This is a genomic window from Streptomyces sp. C36, assembly GCF_040932295.1.
In the GTDB taxonomy this organism is placed as follows: Bacteria; Actinomycetota; Actinomycetes; order Streptomycetales; family Streptomycetaceae; genus Streptomyces; species Streptomyces triculaminicus.
In genome coordinates, this window is record NZ_JBFQGI010000006.1 from 364,009 (window position 1) to 388,378 (window position 24,370).

14 protein-coding genes are annotated in these 24,370 nt (G+C 73.8%); 8 read left to right on the forward strand and 6 right to left on the reverse strand.

Features of this window, described 5'->3' with window-relative positions; genetic code table 11:
• Window positions 1-3 precede the first annotated feature (3 nt).
• The 3 genes from AB4K12_RS20775 (at window position 4) to AB4K12_RS20785 (ending at window position 4,306) form a co-directional block, all read left to right on the forward strand.
• On the forward strand, window positions 4-1,179 hold the full coding sequence (locus tag AB4K12_RS20775) for a nitric oxide synthase oxygenase (protein WP_368435602.1): 1,176 nt from the start codon (window positions 4-6) through the stop codon (window positions 1,177-1,179).
• 182 nt (window positions 1,180-1,361) lie between these two features.
• Window positions 1,362-2,768, forward strand: coding sequence for an aldehyde dehydrogenase family protein (locus AB4K12_RS20780; protein WP_368435603.1), 1,407 nt, complete (start codon window positions 1,362-1,364; stop codon window positions 2,766-2,768).
• Between the two features lie 203 nt (window positions 2,769-2,971).
• Window positions 2,972-4,306: a cation:proton antiporter gene (locus AB4K12_RS20785; RefSeq protein WP_368435604.1), complete on the forward strand. Its 1,335-nt coding sequence runs from the start codon at window positions 2,972-2,974 to the stop codon at window positions 4,304-4,306.
• Between the two features lie 25 nt (window positions 4,307-4,331).
• Here AB4K12_RS20785 and AB4K12_RS20790 read toward each other — a convergent pair whose 3' ends face one another.
• A complete protein-coding gene (locus tag AB4K12_RS20790) occupies window positions 4,332-5,732 on the reverse strand; it encodes a DUF2252 domain-containing protein (protein ID WP_368435605.1) in 1,401 nt (466 codons plus the stop codon).
• An 18-nt stretch (window positions 5,733-5,750) separates the two neighbouring features.
• Entirely contained in the window at window positions 5,751-6,665 is a 915-nt protein-coding gene (locus AB4K12_RS20795; protein WP_368435606.1) for a hypothetical protein, read from the reverse strand.
• 305 nt (window positions 6,666-6,970) lie between these two features.
• Between AB4K12_RS20795 and AB4K12_RS20800 the strand changes: the two genes are divergently transcribed.
• Window positions 6,971-8,335 (forward strand): diacylglycerol kinase family protein, encoded by a 1,365-nt coding sequence (locus AB4K12_RS20800; protein ID WP_368435607.1) that lies wholly within the window; start codon window positions 6,971-6,973, stop codon window positions 8,333-8,335.
• Here AB4K12_RS20800 and AB4K12_RS20805 read toward each other — a convergent pair.
• Window positions 8,285-8,812: a potassium channel family protein gene (locus AB4K12_RS20805; RefSeq protein ID WP_368435608.1), complete on the reverse strand. Its 528-nt coding sequence runs from the start codon at window positions 8,810-8,812 to the stop codon at window positions 8,285-8,287. The two genes, AB4K12_RS20800 and AB4K12_RS20805, sit on opposite strands and share 51 nt — an antisense overlap.
• A complete protein-coding gene (locus tag AB4K12_RS20810) occupies window positions 8,809-10,395 on the reverse strand; it encodes an MFS transporter (RefSeq protein WP_368435609.1) in 1,587 nt (528 codons plus the stop codon). The genes AB4K12_RS20805 and AB4K12_RS20810 overlap by 4 nt, the downstream gene beginning before the upstream one ends.
• A gap of 310 nt (window positions 10,396-10,705) precedes the next feature.
• On the opposite strand from AB4K12_RS20810, the gene AB4K12_RS20815 reads away from it, so the two are divergent.
• The 4 genes from AB4K12_RS20815 to AB4K12_RS20830 all read left to right on the forward strand — a co-directional run bounded on the left by AB4K12_RS20815 (window position 10,706) and on the right by AB4K12_RS20830 (window position 15,998).
• On the forward strand, window positions 10,706-12,019 hold the full coding sequence (locus AB4K12_RS20815; RefSeq protein ID WP_368435610.1) for a hypothetical protein: 1,314 nt from the start codon (window positions 10,706-10,708) through the stop codon (window positions 12,017-12,019).
• Window positions 12,016-12,432 carry an SHOCT domain-containing protein gene (locus AB4K12_RS20820; RefSeq protein ID WP_362261964.1) on the forward strand — a complete coding sequence of 139 codons (417 nt, stop codon included), beginning with the start codon at window positions 12,016-12,018 and terminating at the stop codon, window positions 12,430-12,432. The genes AB4K12_RS20815 and AB4K12_RS20820 overlap by 4 nt, the downstream gene beginning before the upstream one ends.
• A gap of 64 nt (window positions 12,433-12,496) precedes the next feature.
• The gene (locus AB4K12_RS20825) at window positions 12,497-12,907 is read left to right on the forward strand and encodes a hypothetical protein (RefSeq protein WP_362261967.1); all 411 of its coding nucleotides are present in this window, start codon (window positions 12,497-12,499) and stop codon (window positions 12,905-12,907) included.
• Window positions 12,908-13,034: 127 nt separating this feature from the next.
• Window positions 13,035-15,998, forward strand: coding sequence for a BTAD domain-containing putative transcriptional regulator (locus tag AB4K12_RS20830; protein ID WP_368435611.1), 2,964 nt, complete (start codon window positions 13,035-13,037; stop codon window positions 15,996-15,998).
• A 23-nt stretch (window positions 15,999-16,021) separates the two neighbouring features.
• Here the strand turns inward: AB4K12_RS20830 and AB4K12_RS20835 are convergent, their stop codons facing one another.
• Window positions 16,022-17,251 carry an MFS transporter gene (locus AB4K12_RS20835; protein ID WP_368435612.1) on the reverse strand — a complete coding sequence of 410 codons (1,230 nt, stop codon included), beginning with the start codon at window positions 17,249-17,251 and terminating at the stop codon, window positions 16,022-16,024.
• Window positions 17,248-24,366: an amino acid adenylation domain-containing protein gene (locus AB4K12_RS20840; protein WP_368435613.1), complete on the reverse strand. Its 7,119-nt coding sequence runs from the start codon at window positions 24,364-24,366 to the stop codon at window positions 17,248-17,250. Before AB4K12_RS20840 ends, AB4K12_RS20835 begins: the two co-directional genes overlap by 4 nt.
• Window positions 24,367-24,370 lie beyond the last annotated feature (4 nt).

Consider the following 24,370-nt stretch of genomic DNA (forward strand, 5'->3'; position numbering starts at 1 on the left):
GCGATGACCGGACATCCCACACCGCGCACCCTGCGGACGCCCGACGCACCGCGGGGAGGGGACGCCTTACGGGGAGCCGGTACCGTCCTCGCCCTGGCGGAGGAGTTCATACGCCTCCATCACCGCGAGAATCCCGGTGCCGGCTCGCCCGACCGGCGGCTGGCGGAGGTCGCCTCGGAGATCGCCCGCACCGGGACCTACCGGCACACGCGCGAGGAGCTGGAGTTCGGGGCCAGGGTCGCCTGGCGCAACAGCAACCGCTGCATCGGCCGGCTGTACTGGCGCTCCCTGGCGGTACGGGACCTGCGTCACGTCGACGACGCCGAGCGGATCGCGCAGGAGGCCGTCCAGCACCTGCGCCTGGCCGGCAACGGCGGGCGCGTACGCCCGTACGTCACCGTCTTCGCCCCCGACGCCCCCGGGCGGCCGGGGCCGCGCGTCCTCAACGAGCAACTGGTGCGCTACGCGGGCTACACCCGCCCCGACGGCACCGTGCTCGGCGACCCGGCGAACGCCGGGATCACCGCCCTCGCCCAGGATCTGGGCTGGCCCGGCGGGCCGGGCACCCCTTTCGACGTGCTGCCCCTGCTGGTGGAGGGCCGCGGCGAGAAGCCGCGGTGGTTCGAGGTGCCGGACTCGGCCGTGCTCCAGGTGCCGATCGAGCATCCGGGGCTGCCGTGGTTCTCCCGGCTGGGCCTGCGCTGGTACGCGGTGCCGGCCGTCTCCGGCATGCGGCTGGAGATCGGCGGCGTGGTCTATCCGCTGGCCCCCTTCAACGGCTGGTACATGGGCACCGAGATCGGCGCCCGCAACCTGGCCGACGCCGACCGCTACGACCAGCTGCCGGAGATCGCCCGGCGGCTGGGCCTGGACACCTCCCGGGACCGCTCCCTGTGGAAGGACCGGGCGCTGGTCGAGCTGAACATCGCCGTGCTGCACTCGTTCGAGCGGGCAGGCGTCTCCATCACCGACCACCACACCGAGTCGCGGCGTTTCCTGGACCACATCGCCCGCGAGGAACGGGCCGGCCGGCAGGTCGGGGCCGACTGGTCGTGGATCGTCCCGCCCCTCTCGGGCGCGGCCACCCCCGTCTTCCACCGCTACTACGACACCGAGCAGCGCCGTCCGGCCTTCACGCAGCCCTCGGCGGCGACGACCTGCCCCGCCGGCCGGGGCTGAACGCCCGGGCGGAGCCGAACGACCGGAGGGACCGAACGCCCGAAGGGGCCGAACACCGACATCGGACATTTCTGCAGAATCGTTGTTTCCCGTGCGGTTGCGCCGGAAAGGCTTCACTCGAGTTCATTCCACCCATCCTCTTTCCCACCATCATCCGGCTGGAGGCACCCAGGGAGCCGCCCATGCCCTCGCGCCCTCGATGCCGGACCTACCAGGACCTGCTCGGCACGACGCTCGCCGCGGCGCTGAAGGCCGGCACAGTCTCCGCGGGCCACCGTGAACACGTCCTCGTGGAGAGCGCGTTCTCCGGACGTCCTCTGCTCTCCCTTCCGCTGTCCGTGCCCGCGGACGCGAGAAACGCGGTCGAGCGGGCGCGCACGGCGCACGGGGTCTGGCGGGGCGTACGGGCCTCCGACCGCGCCAGGTGGCTCACGTGGCTGCGCAAGGGCCTCGCCGGACGCCATGGCGCCCTGGGCTCCGTCCTGACGCACGCCGCGGGGCTGGGCTCCGTGGACGCCGCCACCGAACTCCGGCAGGCCGACCGGGTGCTGCGCCACTTCGCGGCGGCCGGACGCCATGGCTTCGACTCCTGGCAGCCGCGGGGCAGGGCCGGCCCAGGGGGCCCGCCGCACCGGACCGGGGAGCGGCCGACGGTGCTCGCCTCCCAGGTGGACGACGCGCGGCCGCTGGCCTCCCTGCTCGAGGGAGCCCTCCCCGCGCTGCTGCGCGGCGGGGCGGTGGTCACCGAGGTCGACGTGCGCAGCGCCATGGTGGCGCTCGCGGTGACCTCCGCGGCGCGCCGCGCCGGGCTGCCCGCCGGTGCCTGGCAGTTGGTCGTCCAGGGCTTCTCGGATCACGCCACCGCCCGTGCGGTGCGCGCCGTCCTGACCGAGCACGCGGACGACGTCGCGCCGCAGTGCTGCGGGCCCGGGCCGGCGCGTTCCACGCGGGCGCGCCCTCGGCTGCCCGGACTCCTCGTGGTGCGGCACGACGGACAGGCGCGGGCGGCCGCGCGTGCCGCCGTCCGGGCGTGCTTCTCGCGCGCGGGCCGCGGCTGCGCCGCCACCCCGCTCATCGCGGTGCACGCCGCCCAGTCGGCGGACTTCCTGGACTGTTTCGTCCGGGAGGCGGCCCGGTTCACCCCGGGGAGCACGCTGCTCCAGCGCCGTCAGCCGGCCCTGTTGCTGGACTGGGCCGACAGCGCCGTCGCGTCCGGTGCCCAGCCCCTCCTCCTGGGCGGCCGGCCGGGTGACCGCCCCGACGGCTCCGCGCCGGCCGTCCCGCGGCCGGTGATCCTGCTGGACGGCTCCCGGTGGCACGAACGCCCCCACGAGCTGCCGCTCGGCCCCCTGGCGGTCGTGACCCGGTTCACCTGGTGGGCGCAGGCCCTGGAACTGGCCCAGCACACCGGCTCCCACCTGAGCGTCTTCACGCGGACGCACGCGTCCCGGCTCGCCTCCCAGTTCGCCGGGCTGCCCGCCACCCGGATCCGGCTGAACCAGCCGCCGGTCGCGGGTCTGCTGCCGCGCGGCACGCTCCCGGGCGCGGAGGGACACGACGACGCCCAGGATGCCGGAGGCTTCCGCTGAGCCACCGGGGGGAGTGGGCCGGATCCGCCGGTCCGCCGCGTCATCCACTCGGGCGACCCGGCGCCCCGCCGCCCGTATGGCGAGGGGAATCGCGGCCGATGGCCGTTACGCTCCATGCGACCGGGAGCGCCGTCCGCGTACGGGGACGGGCGCGGGGCCCGGACCGGCGGCCGGCGCGCGCCGCGGGCGGCCGGAGGAGAGACGTGAGCGCAGGCAGCGCGTGGGCGACGGCCGCGGTGGCCGCGGTGACCGGCGGATACGCCCTGGTCTCCCGGCGCCTGGCCTCGACCGCCGTGTCGGCCCCGCTGGTGTTCACCGCGGCCGGCGTGCTCATCGGCCCGGTGGGCCTCGGCCTCCTGGACCTGGAGCGCGACGCCGGTCCGGTGCTCACCCTCGCCGAGGTGGCCCTGGCGCTGGTGCTGTTCACCGACGCCGCCACGATCCGTTCGGAGGAGTTCCGCAGCGGCTGGTTCCTGCCCGTCCGGCTGCTCGTCGTCGCGCTGCCGCTCACCATCGCGGGCGGCGCGCTCCTGGCGTGGGCGCTGCTGCCGGGCCTGACGGCCTGGGAACTGGCGCTCGCCGGGGTGGTCCTCGCGCCCACCGACGCGTCCGTGGGCAAGGCCGCGGTGTTCGCACCGCGCATCCCGGCGGTCGTGCGGCACGGGCTCAACGCCGAGTGCGGCCTGAACGAGTGCCTGGTCCTGCCGGTCTTCGCCGTCCTCCTCGCCGGCCTGCCCGGGACGGCGGCCTCCCACCAGGGGGTGGCGCGAATCCTCGGGCAGGTGCTGGTGCTCAGCCCCCTGCTGGGGGTGCTGGTCGGGGGGCTCGGCGGGTGGCTGCTGCGCCGGGCGTGGGCCGGGGGCCTCGTCGCGCACGACTGGCGCCACATCGTGCCCCTCGCCCTCGTCACCATGGCGGGCACACTCGCGGCCGCCACGGGCGGCAGCGCCTTCGTCGCCGCCTGGGTCACGGGCTTCGTCTTCACGGCCGCCCTGGGCGCGGGACCGCCGCCGGACGGCACTCAGGACGGCGTTCCGGACGGCGCTCCGGACGGGCAGGACGACACGCTCGAGTCTGTCGAGCACCTGGCGGCGCTCCTCGCCGCGCTGAGCTTCATGGTCTTCGGCGCGGTGCTGCTCGGACCCGCGCTGACGCATCTGAACTGGCGTGTCGTCACCTACGCGGTGCTGAGCCTGACGGTGGTGCGCATGCTGCCCACCGCCCTCGCCCTCATGGGCAGCGGGCTGCGCCCGGCCACCGTGGCCTACACCGGCTGGTTCGGCCCCCGTGGCCTGCCCTCCCTCGTCCTCGGGCTTCTCGTGGCGGCCGAGGAGGTGCCCGGGACGCGGCCCACGGGCACGGTGATCGCGGTCACCGTCGGGCTGAGCGTCCTGCTGCACGGCGTCTCGGCCGTCGCTCTCGCGGACCGGTACGGCCGGTGGTACGAGCGGGCCGTGGCGCGCCGGGTGGCGCTGCGGGAGAGCGTGGCCGACAGGGTTCCCGGCGTACATCCCCTGCCCGAGTGGAAGAAGTGGTGACCGCGGGCCGGCGGGCGCGGGCGCGTCAGGCGTCCCGGGCCACGACGCGGCCGTGGTCCGCGGCCTCGGCGAGTGCCAGGAAGTCCTGCTCGTTGACGTCGGCGTAGGCCTCGGCGAAGTCGGCCAGCGCCCGGTCGAAGGCGTCGCCGCCGCCCAGGTACGCGGCGATGGCGATGCGGTCGCCGGAGCGGGCGTGGGCGCGGGCCAGGGTGGCGCCGCACAGCTCGCCGTAGACCCGCATCTGGCCGGGCGACATCCTCTCGGGGCGGGCGCTTCCCTTCCCGTCGCGCAACTGACGGACGTAGAAGTCGCGTTGCCGCCCGTCGATCCCGGTGGCGCGCTCCCAGCCGAGGAGGATGTCGCTGACTGCCTGCATCAGGCGCTGTCCGCAGACCACGCGTTGCCCTTCGTTGTCGTAGGCGCTCGGTCGTACGTAGGGCGCCAGCACCGAGGGGACGGCCTCCTTGGCCTGCAGGATCAGCGGATCGTCGGCGTCCCTGCCGAGCATCAGCACGATCCAGCAGCGGGTGCCCACGCTGCCGACGCCCACGACCTTGCGCGCGGCGTCGGCCATCCGGAACTGGCTCAGCAGGTGCCGGCGGTCGGAGGCGAGGCTGCGGCCGTACCGCTCGGCGAGCAGGCGCAGGCGTCCCTCGAGTTCGGCCCGCCGGTCGTCGGCCATCAGGTCGCCGAGCGGGACGAGCAGGGGCGGGTCGGCGGCGATCCGGCGGACGCCGTCGACGACCTCGGTGAGCCGCTGGAAGGCGTGCTGCTGGTCGCGGGTGCGCGCGGTCTCCAGGGCCCGGGACAACCGGCGGCGTCCCTGCTGATCGAGCCGGTCGGCGAACAGGGCGCGCAGGCGCTCGGCCTCATAGCGCGTGTACCAGACCTCGAGGTTGCCCTTCCCCGCGAAGTCACGCATCGCCTGCCGGTACGACCGTACGGTGGCGCGGACGACGTCCGCGCGTCGCTTCCGGGGGAAGCCGTTGTCCCGTCCGGCGATCGCCAGGCTGGCGGCCAGCCGCTTGACGTCCCACTCCCACGGGCCGGGCAGGGTCTCGTCGAAGTCGTTGAGGTCGAAGACCAGGCGGCGCTCGGGGGAGGAGAAGAGCCCGAAGTTCAGCAGGTGGGCGTCCCCGCACAGCTGTGCCTCGATTCCGGTGCGGGGCTGGGTGCCCAGGTCGGCGGCCATGATGGCGGCGGCGCCGCGGTGGAAGGAGAGCGGCGAGCGCAGCATGCGTCCGTAGCGGATCGGCACGAGGTCCGGCACCCGGTCGGCGCACTGCCGTTCGAGGATCTCGACCGGGTCGGCCCGGCCGGCGGGGAGTTCGCACGCGGCGTGGGCCGAGCGGGGAACCCGGCCGCGCGCCGCCTTGCCGCGCGCCGCGCGTTCGTCCGGCGCCGGATGATGCTCCTGTGTGCTCAAGGCCGTCTCCTTCCCTGCTCACCGCCGGCGTGACCGGCGGTACACGAACCAGACGCCCGCCGCGAGGAGGGAGACCGCGACGAGGATGATCAGGCCGGTGCCCCAGAACCCGCCGGCCAGCCGGATCCCGGCCACGGCGAGACCGACCGCGACCGCGAGGGGCGCCACGGCCAGGGCGAGGAACCGCAGGATGACGGCGACGCCGGCCGCCCTGGGCGCGTGGCTGAGCCGCCCGGGGTGCGCGGCCTGGTAGCCCACGGCGCCCGGGGTGTAGTACCGCACGGCCCTGTCCGCGAGCCGCAGGGTGTTCTTCCGGTAGATCACCGCGAGGGCGGGTACCCAGATCAGCGGCAGCACCATGCCCACGAGGAACAGGGCCGCGATCGGGAGGGCCGCGACCACCTGCTGGAGCTTGCCGCGCTTCTCGCCGCCGCCCACGATGCCGAGGATCGCCGCCATCCTGACCAGCATCGACCATCGCGTCCGCCGGGGGATGCGGCCGTGGCCTCCCGGCGGGTGACGCCGCACCTCGGCCAGGGACGCGGCGGCCGCCTCGGTCGAGGGGTACACGTCCTGAAGGACCAGCAGGTCCGCCACCCGGCGTTCGCTGCGGGGGTCGTGCCCGGCGAGGACGGCCAGTTCCAGCACCATCCGGGCCTGGGAGAGCAGGGCGGCGACGAAACCGACCGGCATGAGGATCACGAACGGGCCGCCCAGCACGGCGCCGTCGGCGATCGTCATGCGGGTTCCGTGGGTGATGGCCTCCCGGCGGAGCTCGTCGTCCGCCGCCTGCGGCTCGCGCTCCTCGCGGCGGGCCACGGCGGCCGCGGCCCGTGGGCCGAACCGCCGCACCGCGAAGAAGGCCAGCTGCTCGGGCATGTGCTGCGGATCGGCCCAGATCATCGGCAGCAGCGCCTGGGCCTCGACCGTCACCGACTCGTCCCCGGGGGCCGGGCGCGGCCCGCCGGTGGTTCGTCCGCCGCCGTTCATCCGGGTCCGCCGTTCATCCGGGTCCGCCTTCCTCGGCTGTCGCCCTGGGCGGGGATCCGCCCGCGCGGCCGGGGCGTGCCCGTGGCCGCGTGGCGGTCTCCCCGTCACCGGTTCGGCCCGCACCGGTGGCAGTTCCACTGTGGCCCGGCGTGCCGGGACCTGCCTCACCCGTTCCGGGTGACGGTGGTGGTGCTCCCCGCGGGCGACGACAATGGCGACAAGGCCGGGCCGCGAGCCCTGGAGGTGCCATGAGGCAGGTCGCCGCCCCCGGAGGGGCACGGCAGCGCTGGAATGCGCGGCTGGCGGTCGTGGCGGCCGTCGGCGCGGGGGTGCTGCTGCTGTCCGTGGCGGGGTTCCGGAGTGTGGCGCTGGTGGCCGTGGGGGTGGCGGGCCTGGTCGTGTCGGCGGCGGCCGGGTGGTGGGCGCTGACGCGCCGGGGCGTGGTGAGGGGCGCCGCGCTGGTCCTGGCGGGGGCGGCACCGCTGGCCGTCCTCGCGGCGTACGCGGCGGCGAGGCTGCTGTGGCTCGTCGTGGTGTCCGTGGCGTTGGGGTCGCTGGCCGCCGTCGCGGGCCGCTCCGCGCTGAGGGCGGACTCGGCCCCCCGTACGGCCCCCGGCCGGCCGGTCCCGCCGCCCGGGCGGGCTTTTCTGCTGATGAATCCGCGCTCGGGCGGCGGGAAGGTGGGGCGTTTCCGGCTGAAGGAGAGGGCCGAGGCACTCGGCGCGGAGGTGGTGCTGCTCGGCCCGGGCAACTGGGACGCCGCCGGGCTCGCCCGCGACGCCGTCGCCCGGGGCGCCGATCTGCTCGGTGTGGCGGGGGGCGACGGGACGCAGGCGCTGGTGGCGGATGTGGCGGCCGAGCACGGCGTGCCGTTCGTGGTGATTCCGGCCGGGACGCGCAATCACTTCGCCCTGGACCTCGGGCTCGACCGGGAGGACCCGTCGCGGAGCCTGGAGGCGCTCACCGACGGGGTCGAGTTCCGGGTGGACCTCGGGCGCGTCGGCGGGCGCGTCTTCGTCAACAACGCCTCCTTCGGCGCGTACGCGGAGGTCGTGCAGAGCCCGGCGTACCGCGACGACAAGGCCGGCACCCTGCTGCGGCTGCTGCCCGACGTGCTGACGCATCAGCACGGCCCCCGGCTGACGGTGGGCGCCGGGGCCGTCGCCCTCGACGCGCCGCAGGCCGTGCTGGTGAGCAACAACCCCTACCGGGTGGGTGACCGTGCGGGGCTGGGCCGGCGCGACCGGCTCGACGGCGGCGTGCTGGGGCTGGTGGGCGTCACGGTCGACAGCGCGGTCCAGGCGGCCGAGCTGCTGCGCGGCCGGCACGCTCCGGGCCTGGTCTCCCTCACCGCCGGCGAGGTCGTCGTCGACGCCGACGGGCCGGAGGTGCGGGTGGGCGTCGACGGTGAGGCGCTGACGCTGCCCACTCCCGTGCGCTGTGTGTCGGAGCCAGGTGCGCTGCGGGTACGGGTTCCGCGGCACCGTCCGGGTGTTCCGCCGGCGCGGCCGCGTCTGGACTGGCGGCGCCTGTGGGAGCTCGCGGCCAGGGCGGGCCGCGCCCTACCCCCGGCCGGTTCCTCCGGAGCCGCGGGGCCCTCCGGGAGCGGTTGACGGGTCGCGCGCGAGGGCGGACTGGACGGCGCCGACGACGACGTGGGCGGCGACACCGACGAGCAGGATGTCACCCGCCATCTGCGCCATGGTGACGATCCGTGCCGGTTCCGCGTGGGGGGCGATGTCGCCGAAGCCGACGGTGCTGAACACCGTGAGCGCGAAGTACAGGGCGTCGGTCCGGTTCAGGGGCTCGGTGAAACCCCCCGGCTCGGCCTGCTCCAGGAGGTAGTACGTGGCCGCGAAGAGCAGCAGGAACAGGGGCACGGTGGTGGCCAGCGCCTCGACGGCCCGCAGCCGGGGCCGGGAGGACCGCAGGATCGAACGGATCTGCCAGGTGAACAGGGCCGCCACGGCGGCCAGGCCGAGAACGAGGCCCACGGCGGTGGCTCCCTCGAACCTCTCGTTCAGAGGGAGCAGGTAATAGGCGAGGACGAGGGCGGTCGCCGTCCCGACGGGCCGCAGTACCACGCTCACCGGCCGGCCTCCCGGGCCGGCCGCTCGGCGGGCAGCCGGCGGGTGAACGGGAGGGCGCCGAGGGTGACGGCCGCGGCGGCCAGCACGGCGGCCTTGAGGCTGTTGAGCTGCGCCGTGGAGTACGAGCCGACGATCGCGTCCACCTCGGAGGGCGGAAGCCCGGCGCCTTCGGCGGCGCCGCGCACCTGGTCCGTACCGACGAAGCTGACGCCCGCCTCCATGGAGATGCCGGCCTGCCGGCGGGCCGCGTCCGAGATCTGCGGGTTGTCCTCGATCTGGGTGGTGAAGGCGTGGACCAGGGCGCCGATCAGCAGGGAGCCGATGAGCGCGGTGCCCAGGGACGAGCCGAGGTTCTGCGCGGTGTACTGCAGGCCGCCCGCCTCGCTGCGTTCCTCCTCGCCGACGCTGGACTGCACGACATTGCCCAGCTGGGAGGCGAGGAGCCCCATGCCCACACCGAGGACGGCCATCGCCAGGCCGAAGGAGAGGTTGTCGATCCGGGGCTCGATCGTGGCCAGCAGCCACACCTGCGCGACCAGGAGCACCAGCAGGCCGCAGCGCACCACCGTCCGGGGCGCGGCGACCCGGCCGAGCAGCGGGCCCGTCATGGCGGACAGCAGCATGGTCACCGACACCGGCAGCAGGCGCAGTCCGGTCTGGAAGGCGTTGAGGCCCTGCACGACCTGGAGGTACAGCGGGATGATGAAGAACAGGCCGAGCAGGACGAGGTTCTGACAGAGCAGCATGGTCAGACCGGACCGCAGCGGCGGGACCGCGAACAGCGACAGGCGCATCAGGGGCTCCCTCCCCCGCGCACTCTGCCGACGCTCCCAGGAGCAGAAGAGCCACAGCAGTACGCCTCCCGCGGCGATGGCGAACACGGTCGGGGAGAAGCCGAGGACGGTGAAGGGCGGGTTCCGGGGTTTGAGCCAGCCCCAGGAGCTGCTCTGCAGGACGCCCAGGACGAATAGGGCGAGCCCGGCCGCGGACAGCGCCACGCCTCCCTTGTCCAGTGCGGTCCTCGGCTCCTTCGGGACGTCGGGGATCCAGCGGACGACGCACAGCATGGCGATGACGATCACGACCTCGCCGGCGAACACCAGCCGCCAGGTCAGGTACGTCGTCACCCACCCGCCGAGCAGTGGCCCCACCGCGATGCCGGCGCCGGCCAGCCCTCCGACGACGCCGTAGGCGACCGCCCGTTCCCGGCCCCGGTACGCGCCGGCGACGAGCGCCGCGAGCGCCGGGAGGACGAGCGTGGCGCCGAGGCCCTCGATCACCGACCAGCCGAGCGCCAGCACCCACAGCTGTGGGGCCACCGAGGTGAGGGCGGACCCGGCTCCGTAGACGACCAGCCCGACGGCGAAGGCCCGGCGGCGCCCGAACGCGTCCCCGAGCTTCCCGCCAGTGATCATGAAGGCGGCCATGACCAGGGTGTAGAGGGTGATGACGGCCTGGATCGCCGTGACCTCGGTGTCGAAGTCCTCGACCAGCTTGCTGATCGAGACGTTCATGACCGAGGTGTCCAGCACCATCAGGAACTGGGCCGTCCCGAGCACGATCAAGGCCCGCCAACGTTTCACGCCTGCACCCTCTTCGCTTTCCGGTGCGCCCCGGTGACGGGCGAGCGGCCCCTAGGGCGTGTCCGATGGGTCGGGACACGCCCTAGTCCGCACCCTAGAACCGCGCGGCGACCGGCCGGGGCCTTGGCGGGGGGCGTGTCGCCCGCGGGGCCGGGGCCGGCCTCCGTTTGCGCTGTTTCCGAAGGTCTGGGCCCCTGGGCCCGCTCCCGCGCTCACCCGGTACGGGTGATGCGGCGCCCACCGGGCCGCGGTCACGCTGCTAAGGACAACCGTCCCCGCGCGTATGCGCCCGGCCAGGAGGGAGCAGGACATGGACGCGCCCAGCGCTCCCGGCCCGTCGTCCGAGGACCGCCCGCTGACCCCAGGCGAACGCGACCACTACAGACGCCTGAGCCAGCGCGAGGCCCTGCGCCACCGACGGCTGCGCTACGCGGCGACGTCCGTCCTGCTGGTGCTCGCCTTCGTCCTCTCACCGCTCGCGGTGGTGGCGGCCTGGGCCGACAGCCAGGTCTCGGACACCGATCGCTATGTGCAGACCGTCGCGCCACTGGCCAAGGATCCGGCGGTGCAGAACGCCGTCACGGACCGGCTCACCACGCGTGTGGTCGACAACGTCGACATCAAGGGCATCACCGACGCCCTCGCCGGAGCCCTCGCCAAGACGAACGCCCCGCCGGCGATCGTGGACAGGTCCCACCTGCTCGCCGGCCCCCTCAAGAACGCCCTCACCACCGCCGTCCACACCGTCGTCCAGAAGGTCGTCACCAGCGACCAGTTCGCCGAGCTGTGGAACGACGCGAACCGGCGCGCCCACGCGGCCGTCGTCAAGGTGCTCACCGGCGAGGGCAACAGCGCCGTGCAGGCCCGGGGCGACTCCGTCGTCATCGACCTGGGCACGGTCGTGGACAAGGTCAAGCAGAAGCTCGTCGAGGACGGCTACGAGAAGGCCGCGAACATCCCCGACGTCGACAAGACGATCCCGCTGTTCCAAACCGACAAGCTCAACGACGCCCAGGCCGCCATGCGCCTTCTCAACGTCGTCGGCACCTGGCTGCCCGTCACCGTCATCGCCCTGGCCGCGCTCGCCGTGTGGTCGGCGCCCGCCCACCGGGTGACGCTGATGACCGCGGCCATCGGCATCGGCGTGATGATGGTGCTGCTCCTCGTGGGGCTCGCGGTCGTCCGGCACATCTATCTGGACTCCGTGCCGCCCTCGACCCTGCCACCGGACGCGGCCGCCTCGGCCTACGACACCCTCGTCCGCTTCCTGCGCGACGGCACCCGCACGGTCCTGGTCATCGCGGTGATCACGGCGGTGGCCGCCTACCTCTACGGTCCCGGACGGGGCGCCCGGTTCGTCCGCTCGGTGTCCACCCGGGCCACCGGAGCCTCCGGACGGGCCATGGCCCACTCCGGCCTGCGCACCGGCGCCACCGGCCACTGGCTGCAGACGCACCGGCGCTGGACCACCGGCGTCGTCATCGCGGCGGCGGCACTGATCCTGCTCCTGTGGAACTACCCCACCGTGGCGGGCGTGGCCCTGATCCTCGTCATCACCGTCCTCGTCCTGGCGATCCTCGCCGTTCTCGCGGCCGCCTCCACCGAAAAGGGAGCCGAATCATGAGCGACAACGTTTATCTGGCCTACGACTACCCCCTCCTGGGCGCGTTCTGGACCATCCTGGTCATCGCGCTGTGGGTGTGGTGGTTCATCCTGCTGTTCCGCGTGATCGCCGACATCTTCCGCGACGACGCGCTGAGCGGATGGGCCAAGGCCGGCTGGCTCGTTCTCACCCTGCTGCTGCCCTTCCTGGGCGTCTTCATCTACGTCCTCGCCCGGGGCCGGAGCATGGGCACCCGGGAACGGCGCCACGTCCGGGCGCAACAGGAGGCGTTCGACCAGTACGTCCGCGACACGGCCGGCGGTACGGGCCGCAGAAGCGAGGCGGACGAGCTCATGAAGCTCTCGGAGATCCGCGCCAGGGGAGACATCTCCGACGAGGAGTTCCGCCGGGCGAAGGAGAAGATCCTGCACTGACCCACGACGACCGGCGCCAGAGCAGCCGGAAACCCCACCGACGACCGGACGAAGGAGAAAGACCATGTCCTCCTCGCTCCACCACCCCCACAGCGAACGGTCCCTGGCGGCAGCCGCCGGACTGACGGTGTTCGCGGCCGTGATGCTGCTCATCGCGGGCTTCCTGGACATCTTCCGGGGCATCTCGGCCATAGTCCACGACACGGTGTACGTGAACACGCCCAACTACGTCTACAAATTCAGCCTGACGGGCTGGGGCTGGCTCCACCTCTTCCTCGGCATCGCGGCGGTCATGGTGGGCATCGGGCTGTTCAAGGTCTCCACGTGGGCGAGAGTGCTGGGCATCGTCATAGCGGCGCTCCTCGTGATCGCCAACTTCCTCTTCCTCCCCTACTACCCGCTGTGGTCGATCGTGGTGATCGCCGTGTGCGGCTTCGTCATCTGGGCCCTCTGCATCGTCCGCAACGAGGTGTGAGCAGCGGACCTGTCCAGGTCGTCGGAGGACGCCCGGACGGCGGTGGCGCCCGCCGTCCGGGCGCCACATATGATCTCTGCGATCCGTCGGGACAGGGGAGACGCCGCAATTGCCCACACCGCACGAGGTGACTCGCATCCGATTGCTCGGGCCCGTCCAGTTCGTCTCGGCGCAGGGGACGGCCACCCGCCCGGGAGCACCGGGGCCGCAGGCCGTGCTGGCGGCCCTCGCGCTGCGCACGGAAAGGCTGGTGACGATCGATGAGCTGATCGACGGCCTGTACCACGACCGTCCGCCGTCCTCCGCGCGGCGCGTGGTCGTGAACTACGTGCACCGGCTGCGGACGCACATCGACCGGGTGGAGTCGGACGGCGGCGGGCGCCCGTCCTCGGTCATCGAGACCACGGACGACGGATACGTCCTGCGGTTCCCCAAGGAGCACGTCGACGCGCTGCGGTTCGGCCTGCTCACCGCACAGGCCAGGCAACGGGCCCGGGACGGCGACCCGCTGTCCGCCGTGGCCTGCCTGGAGGACGCGCTCGGGATGTGGCGGGGGCCCGCTCTGGCGGGGCTGCCCGGCCCCGGCGCCGAGGACCGGCGTCGCGCGCTGACCGAGGAGCGCGCCTCCGCCGTGGAGCACCGCCTGGGGCTGCTGCTGGAGTGCGGGCGCGGCCCGGAGCTGGTGCCGGACATCCTGGGCGCCCTGGAGGAGTACCCCTACCGCGAGCGGTTGCACGGCGCGCTGATGCTGGCGCTCTACCGGTCCGGCCGGACCGCCGAGGCGCTGCTGGCCTACGACAACGCCCGCGGGGTCCTCTCCGAGGAACTGGGCGTCGACCCGGGCCCCGCCCTCCGGGAGCTGCACGCCGCCATCCTGGCGGAGGACCGGACGCTCCTCGCACCCCCCACCGCGGCGGCCGGGGGGCGGCCGCCGCGGGCCGGCCGGATACGGCCGGCCCCGGACGGCCGGCCCGCTCAGCTTCCGGCCGTGCCCAGCGACTTCACGGGCCGCCGGGAACAGCTCTCGGCGCTGGTCTCCGCGCTCACCGGCGGCGCCGAGCACGCCGTCGCGGTCATCACCGGGATGGGCGGGGTCGGCAAGACCACCCTGGCCCTGCGCACGGCGCACGCCGTCGCCGGCACCTACCCGGACGGGCAGCTGTACGCGAATCTGCGCGGCCCCGACGGGACGCCCTGCGACCCGGCCGCGATCCTGACGGGCTTCCTGACCGCGCTGGGCGTCCCCAACGAGCGCTTCCCGGTGTCGCTCGCCGACCGCTCGGCCCTCTTCCGCACCCTGCTCTCGCAGCACGCCGTCCTGGTCGTCCTCGACAACGCCACCAGCGTGGCGCAGGTCGAACCGCTGCTGCCGGGCGCCGCCCGGTGCGCCGCGCTGATCACCGCCCGGACCCTGGCCGCGATGCCCGCCACGCTCACCCTGCCCCTCGAGGGGCTGGGCCCCGACGACGCCGTCGAACTGATCGGCAAGGTCGCCGGAGCGCGGCGGCCGGCGGAGGAGCCGGAGGCCGTCGCCGCGCTGGCGGCGACCTGCGGATATCTGCCGCTGGCGCTGCGCGCGGCGGGCTCCCGCCTGGCGGCCCGGCCCGCGTGGAGCGTCGACACCCTGCTGGCACGCGTGTCGGACCAGGCCCGGCTGCTCGGAGAGCTCCGGGTGGGAGAGCTGACGCTCGAGGCGGTCTTCGAACTCTCGACATCCCAGTTGCCCCCCGTGCAGGCCCGTGCGTTCATGGCGCTGTCCATCCCGCATTACACGGAGTTCCACGTCACGGGCGCGGCGGCCGTTCTCGACCTGCCGGAGGAGGACGCCGAGACGGTCCTGGAGGCACTGGTCGACGCCGTGCTCCTGGAGACCCGCGCACCGGGCCGCTACCACTTCCACGACCTGGTCGGCGCGTACGCGCGGGCGAAGGCCCAGAAGGAGTTCACCGAGCCCGAACGCCGCGAGGTGGTCCGCCGCGCGGCCGACTACATGTGCGCGAGCGTCGTCGCCGCGGTGCGGGCCACCCAGCCCCTGGCCGGGCCGCTGACCGCGGAGATCCACCCGCGGCGGTCGGCGGGCGCGGACCTCCGTACCGCGCGCGACGCGACGGAGTGGGTGCGGGACGCACTGCCCACCCTGACCGCCGTGGTCGAACAGGCGGCGGCCAGCGGGGATCCCGACGCGGTGGCGCTGGCCGTGGACATCCTCACCCTCGTGCCCTGCTTCGAGTACATGGTGCCGCTGGGGTCGCTCGCGCAGGCCGCCACCGCGCTGGTCCCCGCCGCCCTGGAGCACTGCGACGGCGAGATGGCGGGCACCGCCCACTACGCGGCCGGGGTGATGCTCCAGAAGCACTCGTCCCCCGAGTCCCTCCGCCGCTCGCGCGCGCACCTGCTGAAGGTACTGGAGATCTTCGGGGACACTCCCCCGGCGGGCGACCGCCACCGGCCCTTCCTGCTGGTGCTGTTCACCCTGGCGATGCTGGCCCAGCTGGAGCGCCAGTTCGGGAACTTCGCCTCGGCCCGCGACTGCGCGGAGCGGTCGGTGGCCGTGGCCGCGGCCAGCGGCGACCGGCAGCTGGTCGCCCGGCGGCGCACCATCGTGCTCCAGGTCGAGGCCGAGGACCCGGACCGGCGCATGGACCTGGCCGAGATCGGAGCGCAGTGCCGGGAGCTGATGGCGGTCTTCACCCGGGCCGAGGACGAGAAGTGGCTCATCAGGATGATGCTGACCGAGGCGGACAGCCTGCTGCGCGCCGGCGCCCACGCCCAGGCGGCCCCGCTCTACCGCCGGGTGCTGGAACGGGCCCGGTCCAGCGGTCATGCCCACAACGAGACGGAGGCCCTGTTCCGGCTCTCCGAGGCGCTCCTGGCGGCCGGGGAGAACGGTGCCGCCGTCGATACGGCACGGGACGCCCTGGCCGGCGCCCGGCTGACCGGGGAAGCGCTGCTGACGGCCCGCAGCCACCAGGCACTCGGCAGCGCCCTGCGGGCGACGGGCGAGGACGCGGAGGCCGGCACGCACCTGGCGGCGGCCGAGGAGCTGTACCGGGCACTGCGCGGGGCCGCGGAGGCGACGGCGGACGCGTGACGCGTCCGCCCCGCCCCGCGCGCTCAGCCCACCGGCAGCTCCTTGCGGTGCCGGACCGGTCCCTGGAGGAGGAACAGGGCGCACAGGGCGTTGCCCGTGTAGAGCGCCCACAGGGCGCCCCGGTCGCCGAGGGCGGTGGCCAGGGCGCCGCCCAGGAGGCTGCCGACGGGAATCGTTCCGTACATGACGAAGCGGATGCCGGAACTGATCCTGCCGAGCATCCCGGGCGGGCAGTACGCCTGCCGGAAGCTGACGATGATCACGTTTCCGGCGACGATGCTCGCGGTGAGGCAGAAGTCCCCGACGAGGAACGCCGCCAGCCCCGCGCCGTCGGTGGTGAGCGGGATCAGCAGCCCGAACGGGCCGCCGCAGAAGGCGCACAGCATCACGGCCCGGGCGGTGCCGACCCTGCGGGCCAGCCGGGGCGAGACGACGGCGCCCAGCACACCGCCGAGGCCGACGAGGGCGATCAGCACGCCGATGGTGCCCCCGCCGACGCCGACCGTGCGGCTCAGGAACACGACCGCGAGGGCCTGGGTGCCCGCGAGGAAGAGGTTCATGCCCGCGTCGCACAGCAGGATCGTCCGCAGGAAGGGATCCCGGACGAGGAAGGCGAAGCCTTCGCGGATCTCCGGGCCGAGGGCGGGGGCCCGGCGCCGCTCACCGCCCGGCGGCGCCTCCCGCGCCCGGATCCGGGTCAGCAGGAGCACCGACGCGAGAAAGCTCAGCCCGTCCGCGAGGAACCCGAAGACCGCTCCCCCGGCCTGGACGAGCGCGCCGCCCGCGCTCGGCGCGACGACGTCGGCGGCCGCTTCGCTGGCCTCGAGCTTGGAGTTGCCGTCCTCGAGGTCCTCACGCGGCAGCAGGGCGGGGATGTAGGCGCTGTAGGCCGCGCGGAAGAAGACGTCGGCGGTGCCGGACAGGACGGCCACCAGGAGGAGTTGACCGGCCGAGAGGGCGTCCAGCCAGGCGGCCGCCCCCACGGAGAGGAGCAGCACCGCCGAGACGCTGTTGCACACGAGCATCACGGGCCGGCGGCGCACGCGGTCGACCCAGGCCCCGGCGGGCAGGCCGATCAGCAGCCAGGGCAGCCACGCCGCGGCGTTCAGCACGCCCATGGTCATCGAGCTCGCGTGCAGCGTCTCCACCGCGATCAGCGGCAGCATCACGCGCGTCGCCGCGCTGCCGGCCTGGCTGACCGTCTCCCCCGCCCACAGCAGCCGGAAGTCACGGTGCCGCAGGGATCCCTTCATCGGTCCCGCCCGTCCCGGAGGACCGCGCCGATCCGCGCGAGCGGCCGCTTCGCCATCATCTCCCCGTGGGCGCAGGCGATGTCGTGCCGGTCGACGCGGCCCGTCACGTACGGCCGCCACGGCTCGGGGCCGACGGCGTCGGCGTCCGCGTCGAGAGCCGCCGTGAAGAGGGTGACGTCGCCGTGGAAACGGCTGGGGCGATGGTGGTCCGCGAGCGTGCCGTGATGGACGAACGCCTCGCCGACGGCCGCGATCACGTCCGTTCCGAGGCCGGCCAGCGGGCCGCCCGGGGCGCCGGCGAGCCGGAGGAACCCGGCCTCGCCGACCGGGGTGTCGTCGCCCACCGCGTGCCCCAGGGACGCCAGGAGTGCGGCCAGCGGGTCGCCCTGCGGGCGTTCCTCCGCGTCGGCCTCGGCATCGGCATCGGCATCGGCATCGGCATCGGCATCGGCGGGGTATCCGTCGAGCAGGACCAGTTCGGCGACCTCCGCTCCCCGGCTCTGCAGGTGCACCGCCATGGCGTGCGCGACGACCGCGCCGAACGACCAGCCGAGGAGGTGGTACGGGCCGTCCGGCTGGACCGTACGGATCAGGTCGGCGTAGTCCTCCGCCATGGCCTCGACGCTCGCCGGCCGGGCGGCCGGATCGCGCAACGCCCGTGCCTGGAGCGCGTACACCGGCCGGTCCGGGCCGAGGTGACCGGGCAGCCCCGAGTACACCCAGCCGATCCCGGCCCCGGGGTGCACGCAGAACAGCGGGGGCTTCCCGCCGCCGGACCGGAGGGGGATCAGGGGTGCGAGCGAGTCGTGCGGGGCGTCGGTCGCGCGTCGCGCGGCCAGCCCGGCCGGGGTGGGCGCCTGGAACAGGTCCTGGATCCCGAGCTCCACGCCCAGGGCGGTACGGGCGCGGGAGATGAGCCGGGCGGCGAGCAGCGAGTGCCCGCCGAGGTCGAAGAAGCCGTCGTCGACGCCGACTTCGGGCAGGCCCAGGACCTCGGCGAACAGCGCCGCCAGCGTCGCTTCCTCGGGCGTGCGCGGCGCACGGGAGGCGGCGGGCGAGGGGATACGGGGTCGCGGCAGCGCCGCCTGGTCCAGCTTGCCGTTGGGCGTCAGCGGGAACGCGTCCAGCGCCATGAACGCCGAGGGCACCATGTGGTCCGGCAGCACCGAGGAGAGTTCCCGGCGCAGGGCGGTCACGTCGACCGTACGGCCGCCGACGGGCACGACATAGGCCACCAGCCGCTTCCCGCCAGGGCCGTCCTCGCGCACGGTCACCGCGGCCTGTGCCACGTCCGGGAGGCGGACGAGGGCGGCCTCGATCTCGCCCGGTTCGACGCGGAAGCCACGGATCTTCACCTGCTCGTCCGCCCGACCGAGGAACTCCAGAGCCCCGTCACGGCCCCACCGCACCAAATCCCCCGTGCGATACATCCGCTCCCCCACCGCGAACGGACACGCCACGAACCGCTCCGCCGTCAACCCCGGCCGACCCAGATATCCACGGGCCAGGCTCACGCCGGCGATGTACAGCTCGCCCGCGACACCGGGCGGCACCGGCCGCAGCGCCGCGTCCAGGACGTACGCGCGCGTGTTGGCGACCGGGCGGCCGACCAGGGGACGGGCGCTGTCCGCCAGGTCCCACCACAGGGCGTCGACCGTGCACTCGGTCGGACCGTAGAGGTTGTGGCAGAGCATGCCGTCCACCTGCCGCAGCCGACTCCACAGAGCGGGGCCCACGGCCTCGCCACCGAGCAGCAGAACCCTGGGAGGACGGGCCGCGAGGCCTTCCTCGACGAGTTGTTCGGCATGCGTGGGCGTGACGTCGACGACGTCGATACGGGCGTCGGCGATGTACCGCACCAGGGCACCCGCGTCGCGGCGGACGTCGTCGCCGATGACGTGCAGTTCATGCCCGGCGACCATCCACAGCAGGTCGTCCCAGGAGGCGTCGAAGGACAGAGAGGTCGTCAGGGCCACCCGCAGGCGCCGCCCGCCCGTGGCCTCCTCGGCACGGGCCATGATGCCGGCGCGATGGTGGGCGTAGAGGTTGCGCAGCCCGGCGTGGTCGATGACGACGCCCTTGGGACGGCCGGTGGAACCGGAGGTGTGGATGACGTACGCGGCGTCGCCGGGCAGGACCTCGCGCCCGAGGTCCTGCGGGGACTCGGCCTCGGTGGCGGGGTCGTCGGCCCGCAGCCGGGGGATGCCGCCGAGCGGCAGCGTCTCCTCCGTGGGCGCGTCGGTGACGACGAGTGCGGGGGCCGCGTCCTCCAGCAGAAGGGCGATGCGCTCGGCCGGGTAGCCGGTGTCGACGGGCAGGCAGGCGGCGCCGGACTTGAGGACGGCGAGCAGCGCCACCACCGACTCCTCGGACCTGGGCAGCGCCACCGCCACCACGCGCTCGGGCCCCGCGCCGGCCCGTACCATGCGGCGGGCCAGCCGGTTCGCCCTGGCGTTGAGCTCGCCGAAGGTCAGCGCCGCGGCGCCGTGCACCACGGCCGTGGCCTGCGGGGTGCGCGCCGCCTGCTCCTCGAACAGCTCCGGTACGGTCGTGCGGGGCACCGGAAGCCCGGTGTCGTTCCACCGCACCAGCATCCGGTCGCGCTCCTCGGGCGACAGCGGGTCCGCCACGCTCACCGGCCGTGCCGGGTCGGCGGCGAGCCCGTCCAGGACGCGCGCCAGGCCGGCCGCGATGCCGGCCGCCGTCCGTGGGTCGAAGAGGTCCACCGCGTACTCGAGCGAGCCGCCGATCCCGGCCGGCGCGCCCTCGGCGTCCCGCCGCTCGTGGACGTCGACGGTCAGGTCGAACTGCGCCGCGTCGAAGCGGAACGGCTCGTCGCGGACATCGAGGCCGGCGAGGGCCAGGGTGTCATCGGCGGTCTCCTGGAGCTGGAGCATGACCTGGAAGAGGGGGTGGCGGGCGAGGGACCGGTCGGGGTTGAGGGCCTCCACCACCCGCTCGAACGGAACGTCCTGATGCTCGTACGCCGCCAGATCCGCATCCCGCACACGGGACAACAGCTCAAGGAAACTCGGGTCGCCGGAGACGTCCGTACGCAGGACCAGGGTGTTGACGAAGAACCCCACCAGGTCGTCCAGCGCCTCGTCGGCACGACCCGCGACAGGCGTGCCGAGGGGAATGTCCGTACCCGCCCCGAAACGGGACAGCACCACCGCAAGACCCGCCTGCAGCACCATGAACAACGTGCAGCCGTTCGACCGCGCCAGCTCCACCAGTCGGGCGTGCAGCTCAGGACTCAGCTCGACCGGAACCGAACCACCCGCATAACTCGCCACCACCGGACGCGGCCGGTCGAACGGCAGAGCCAGCTCCGAAGGAATGCCGTCGAGTTGCTTGCGCCAGAATTCAAGCTGCCGCGATACGAGGCTGCCGGGATCGGATTCCTCACCCAGCAGTTCCCGCTGCCACAGCGTGTAGTCCGCGTACTGCACCGGCAGCGGCTCCCAAGCCGGGCCACCGCCCCCACGACGATCTTCGTACGCAGCCGCCAGGTCACGGAAGAGCGGCCCCCACGACCAGCCGTCAAGCGCGATGTGGTGCACCACCAGTGCCAGCACATGCTCGTCCTCACCCACTGTGAAAAGCGTCGCCCGCACCGGAGGCCGGGAGGCGAGATCGAACTCCTCGGCGACCAGCCGTTCCAGAACCTCGCCCGGCCCACGTTCCCCGGCCTCCACCGTCTCCAGCCGCACGGCGGCGGCATCCGGCGACAGCACCAGCTGGCACGGCTCACCGTCGATCTCCGGGAACACCGTCCGCAAGGCCTCATGACGGCCGGAGACATCCGCCAGCGCCGCGGCGAGGGCGGCACCGTCCAACGGCCCGCTCAGCCGCAGGGCGAAGGGGCAGTTGTAGCCCGCCCCCTGCCCCGAACGGCTCAGGAACCACAGACGTCGCTGGGCGAACGACAACGGCACCACTTCGGGACGGTCCACCGTTCGCAAGGCCGGCCGAGCCGGGCCGAAGCGGTCCGGACCCGCCGCCAGACCGGCGACGGTCGGCGTCCGGAAGAGGTCACGGATGCCGAGTTCGACACCGAGTGCCGTCCGGGCGCGGGAGATGAGCCGCGTCGCGAGCAGCGAGTGCCCGCCGAGGTCGAAGAAGCCGTCGTCGACGCCGACTTCGGGCAGGCCCAGGACCTCGGCGAACAGGCCGGCCAGGATCTCCTCCCGGGGCGTGCGCGGCGCGCGGGAGCCCGCACCGGCCGCGTAGTCGGGGCGCGGCAGCGCCTTGCGGTCCAGCTTCCCGTTCGGCGTCAACGGCAAGGACTCCAGCGCCATGAACGCCGAGGGCACCATATGGTCCGGCAGCACCGAGGAGAGCTCCCGGCGCAGGGCGGCCGCCTCGGCGGTCCGGTCGGCCACCGGTACGACGTACGCCACCAGCCGCTTACCACCGGGGCCGTCCTCGCGCACGGTCACCGCGGCCTGTGCCACGTCGGGGAGACCGGCCAGCGCCGCCTCGATCTCACCGGGTTCCACGCGGAAGCCACGGATCTTCACCTGCTCGTCCGCTCGCCCTAGGAACTCCAGAGCCCCGTCACGGCCCCACCGCACCAGATCACCGGTGCGGTACATCCGCTCCCCCACCGCGAACGGGCATGCCACGAACCGCTCCGCCGTCAATCCCGGCCGACCCAGATAGCCACGGGCCAGGCTCACGCCGGCGATGTACAGCTCGCCCGCGACGCCGGGCGGTACGGGCCGCAGCGCCGCGTCCAGGACGAAGACACGGGTGTTGTCGAGGGGCAGGCCGACCAGGGGGCGTTCGCTGCGGGCGGCGTCCCACCACAGGGCGTCGACCGAGCACTCGGTCGGGCCGTAGAGGTTGTAGCAGAGCATGCCGTCCGCTTCGCGGACCTTCGTCCACAAGGTGGCTCCGGCGGCCTCGCCGCCGAGGAGGAACACCCGGGGGCGGTGCCGGGGGTCGTCCAGCATGCCCTCCTCGACAAGCTGTTCGGCGTAGGTCGGAGTGACGTCGAGAACCTCGATGTCGGCCGCGGCGATGTGCCGCGTCATCGCACCCGCGTCGCGGCGGATGTCGTCGCCGATGACGTGCAGCTCGTGCCCGGCGACCATCCACAACAGCCCTTCCCAGGACGTGTCGAAGGACAGCGAGGCCGTCAGCGCCACCCGCAGGGGACGGGGCCCGTGGATCTCCTCGGCACGGGCGATGACGCCGGTGTGATGGTGGGCGTAGAGGTTGCGCAGCCCGGCGTGGTCGATGACGACGCCCTTGGGACGGCCCGTGGAGCCGGAGGTGTAGATGACGTACGCGGCGTTGCGCGGCCGTGCGTCCCGTCCGAGGTTGTCCGGCGAGTGCGCCGTCGTCGTCGGGTCGTCGACCAGCACCCGCTGAGTGTCGTCCGCCGTCGGCAGGGTTCCGGCGGTGGCGGAGTCGGTGACGACGAGCGCGGGGGCGGCGTCCTCCAGGAGCAGGGCGATACGTTCGGCCGGGTACTCCAGGTCGACGGGCACGAACGCAGCACCGGTCTTGAGGACGGCGAACAGCGCCACCACCGACTGCTCGGACCTGGGCAGCGCCAGCGCGACCAGGGTCTCGGGGCCCGCACCGCGCTCGGCCAGGGCGTGGGCCAGACGGTTGGCCCGCGCGTTGAGTTCGTCGAAGGTCAGCACGGTGTCCCCGTGCACCACCGCCGTGGCCTCCGGCGTCCGTGCGGCGCGGTCCTCGAACAGCCGGGGAAGCATCGCCTCGGGGGTGGGCCGGGCAGTGTCGTTCCAGCCCGCCAGGACCTGCTCGCGGTCCTCGTCGGACATCGGATCCGCCGCCCCGACCGGACGGCCGGGATCGGCCGCCAGCTGCCCCAGGACGCGGGGGAGGCTCTCGGCCAGGCTCCGGGCGGTCTCCTGGTCGAAGAGGTCCACCGCGTACTCGAGCGAACCGCCGATCCCGGCCGGCCCGCCCTCGGGCTCCTGGTACTCCTGGAAGTCGACGGTCAGGTCGAACTTGGCGATGTCCCAGCCGACCGGCTCCTCCTCGGCCGAGACGCCGGGCAGGCTCATGGCCGTTCCGGAGCCGTTCTCCAGCGTCATCATGACCTGGAAGAGGGGGTGACGGGCGAGGGACCGGTCGGGATTGAGCTCCTCCACCACCCGCTCGAACGGCACGTCCTGATGCTCGTACGCCGCCAGATCCGCATCCCGCACACGGGACAACAGCTCAAGGAAACTCGGGTCGCCGGAGACGTCCGTGCGCAGGACCAGGGTGTTCACGAAGAACCCCACCAGGTCGTCCAGCGCCTCATCGGCACGACCCGCCACGGGCGTGCCGAGGGGAATGTCCGTGCCCGCTCCGAAGCGGGACAGCACCACCGCGAGGCCCGCCTGCAGCACCATGAACAACGTGCAGCCGTTCGACCGCGCCAGCTCCACCAGTCGGGCGTGCAGCTCAGGACTCAGCTCGACCGGAACCGAACCACCCGCATAACTCGCCACCACCGGACGCAGCCGATCGAACGGAAGAGCCAACTCCGAAGGAACCCCCGCGAGCTCCTCCCGCCAGAAGCCCAGCTGCTGGGACACCACACTGTCCGGATCGGACTCCTCACCCAACAACTCCCGCTGCCACAGCGTGTAGTCGACGTAGCGGACGGGCAGCGGCTCCCACTGCGGAGTGGTGCCGGTGCGCCGCGCCGCGTACGCCTGCGAGAGGTCGCCGAACAGGGGCTCCCACGACCAGCCGTCGCAGGCTATGTGGTGGATGACGAGGGAGAGCACGTGATCGTCGGCCGACAGGGCGAACAGCTCGGCACGGACGGGCAGTTCGACGGTGAGGTCGAAGACGTGTCCGGCGGCCTCGGCGAGGGCGGCGGGCAGCCGGTCCTCGGTGATCGCCACGGTCGTCAGCCCGGGCCGCCGGTCCAGGACGCGCTGCACCGGCTCGCCGTCGGACTCGGGGAACACCGTCCGCAGCAGTTCGTGGCGGTCCGCGACGTCCTCCAGCGCGGCGGCGAGGGCGGCGCGGTCGAGCGGGCCCCGCAGGCGGAACGCCAGCGGGCAGTTGTAGGCGGCGCCCGTCTCGGCCATGCGGTGGAGGAACCACAGCCGGCGCTGGGCGAAGGACACAGGGAACACGAGA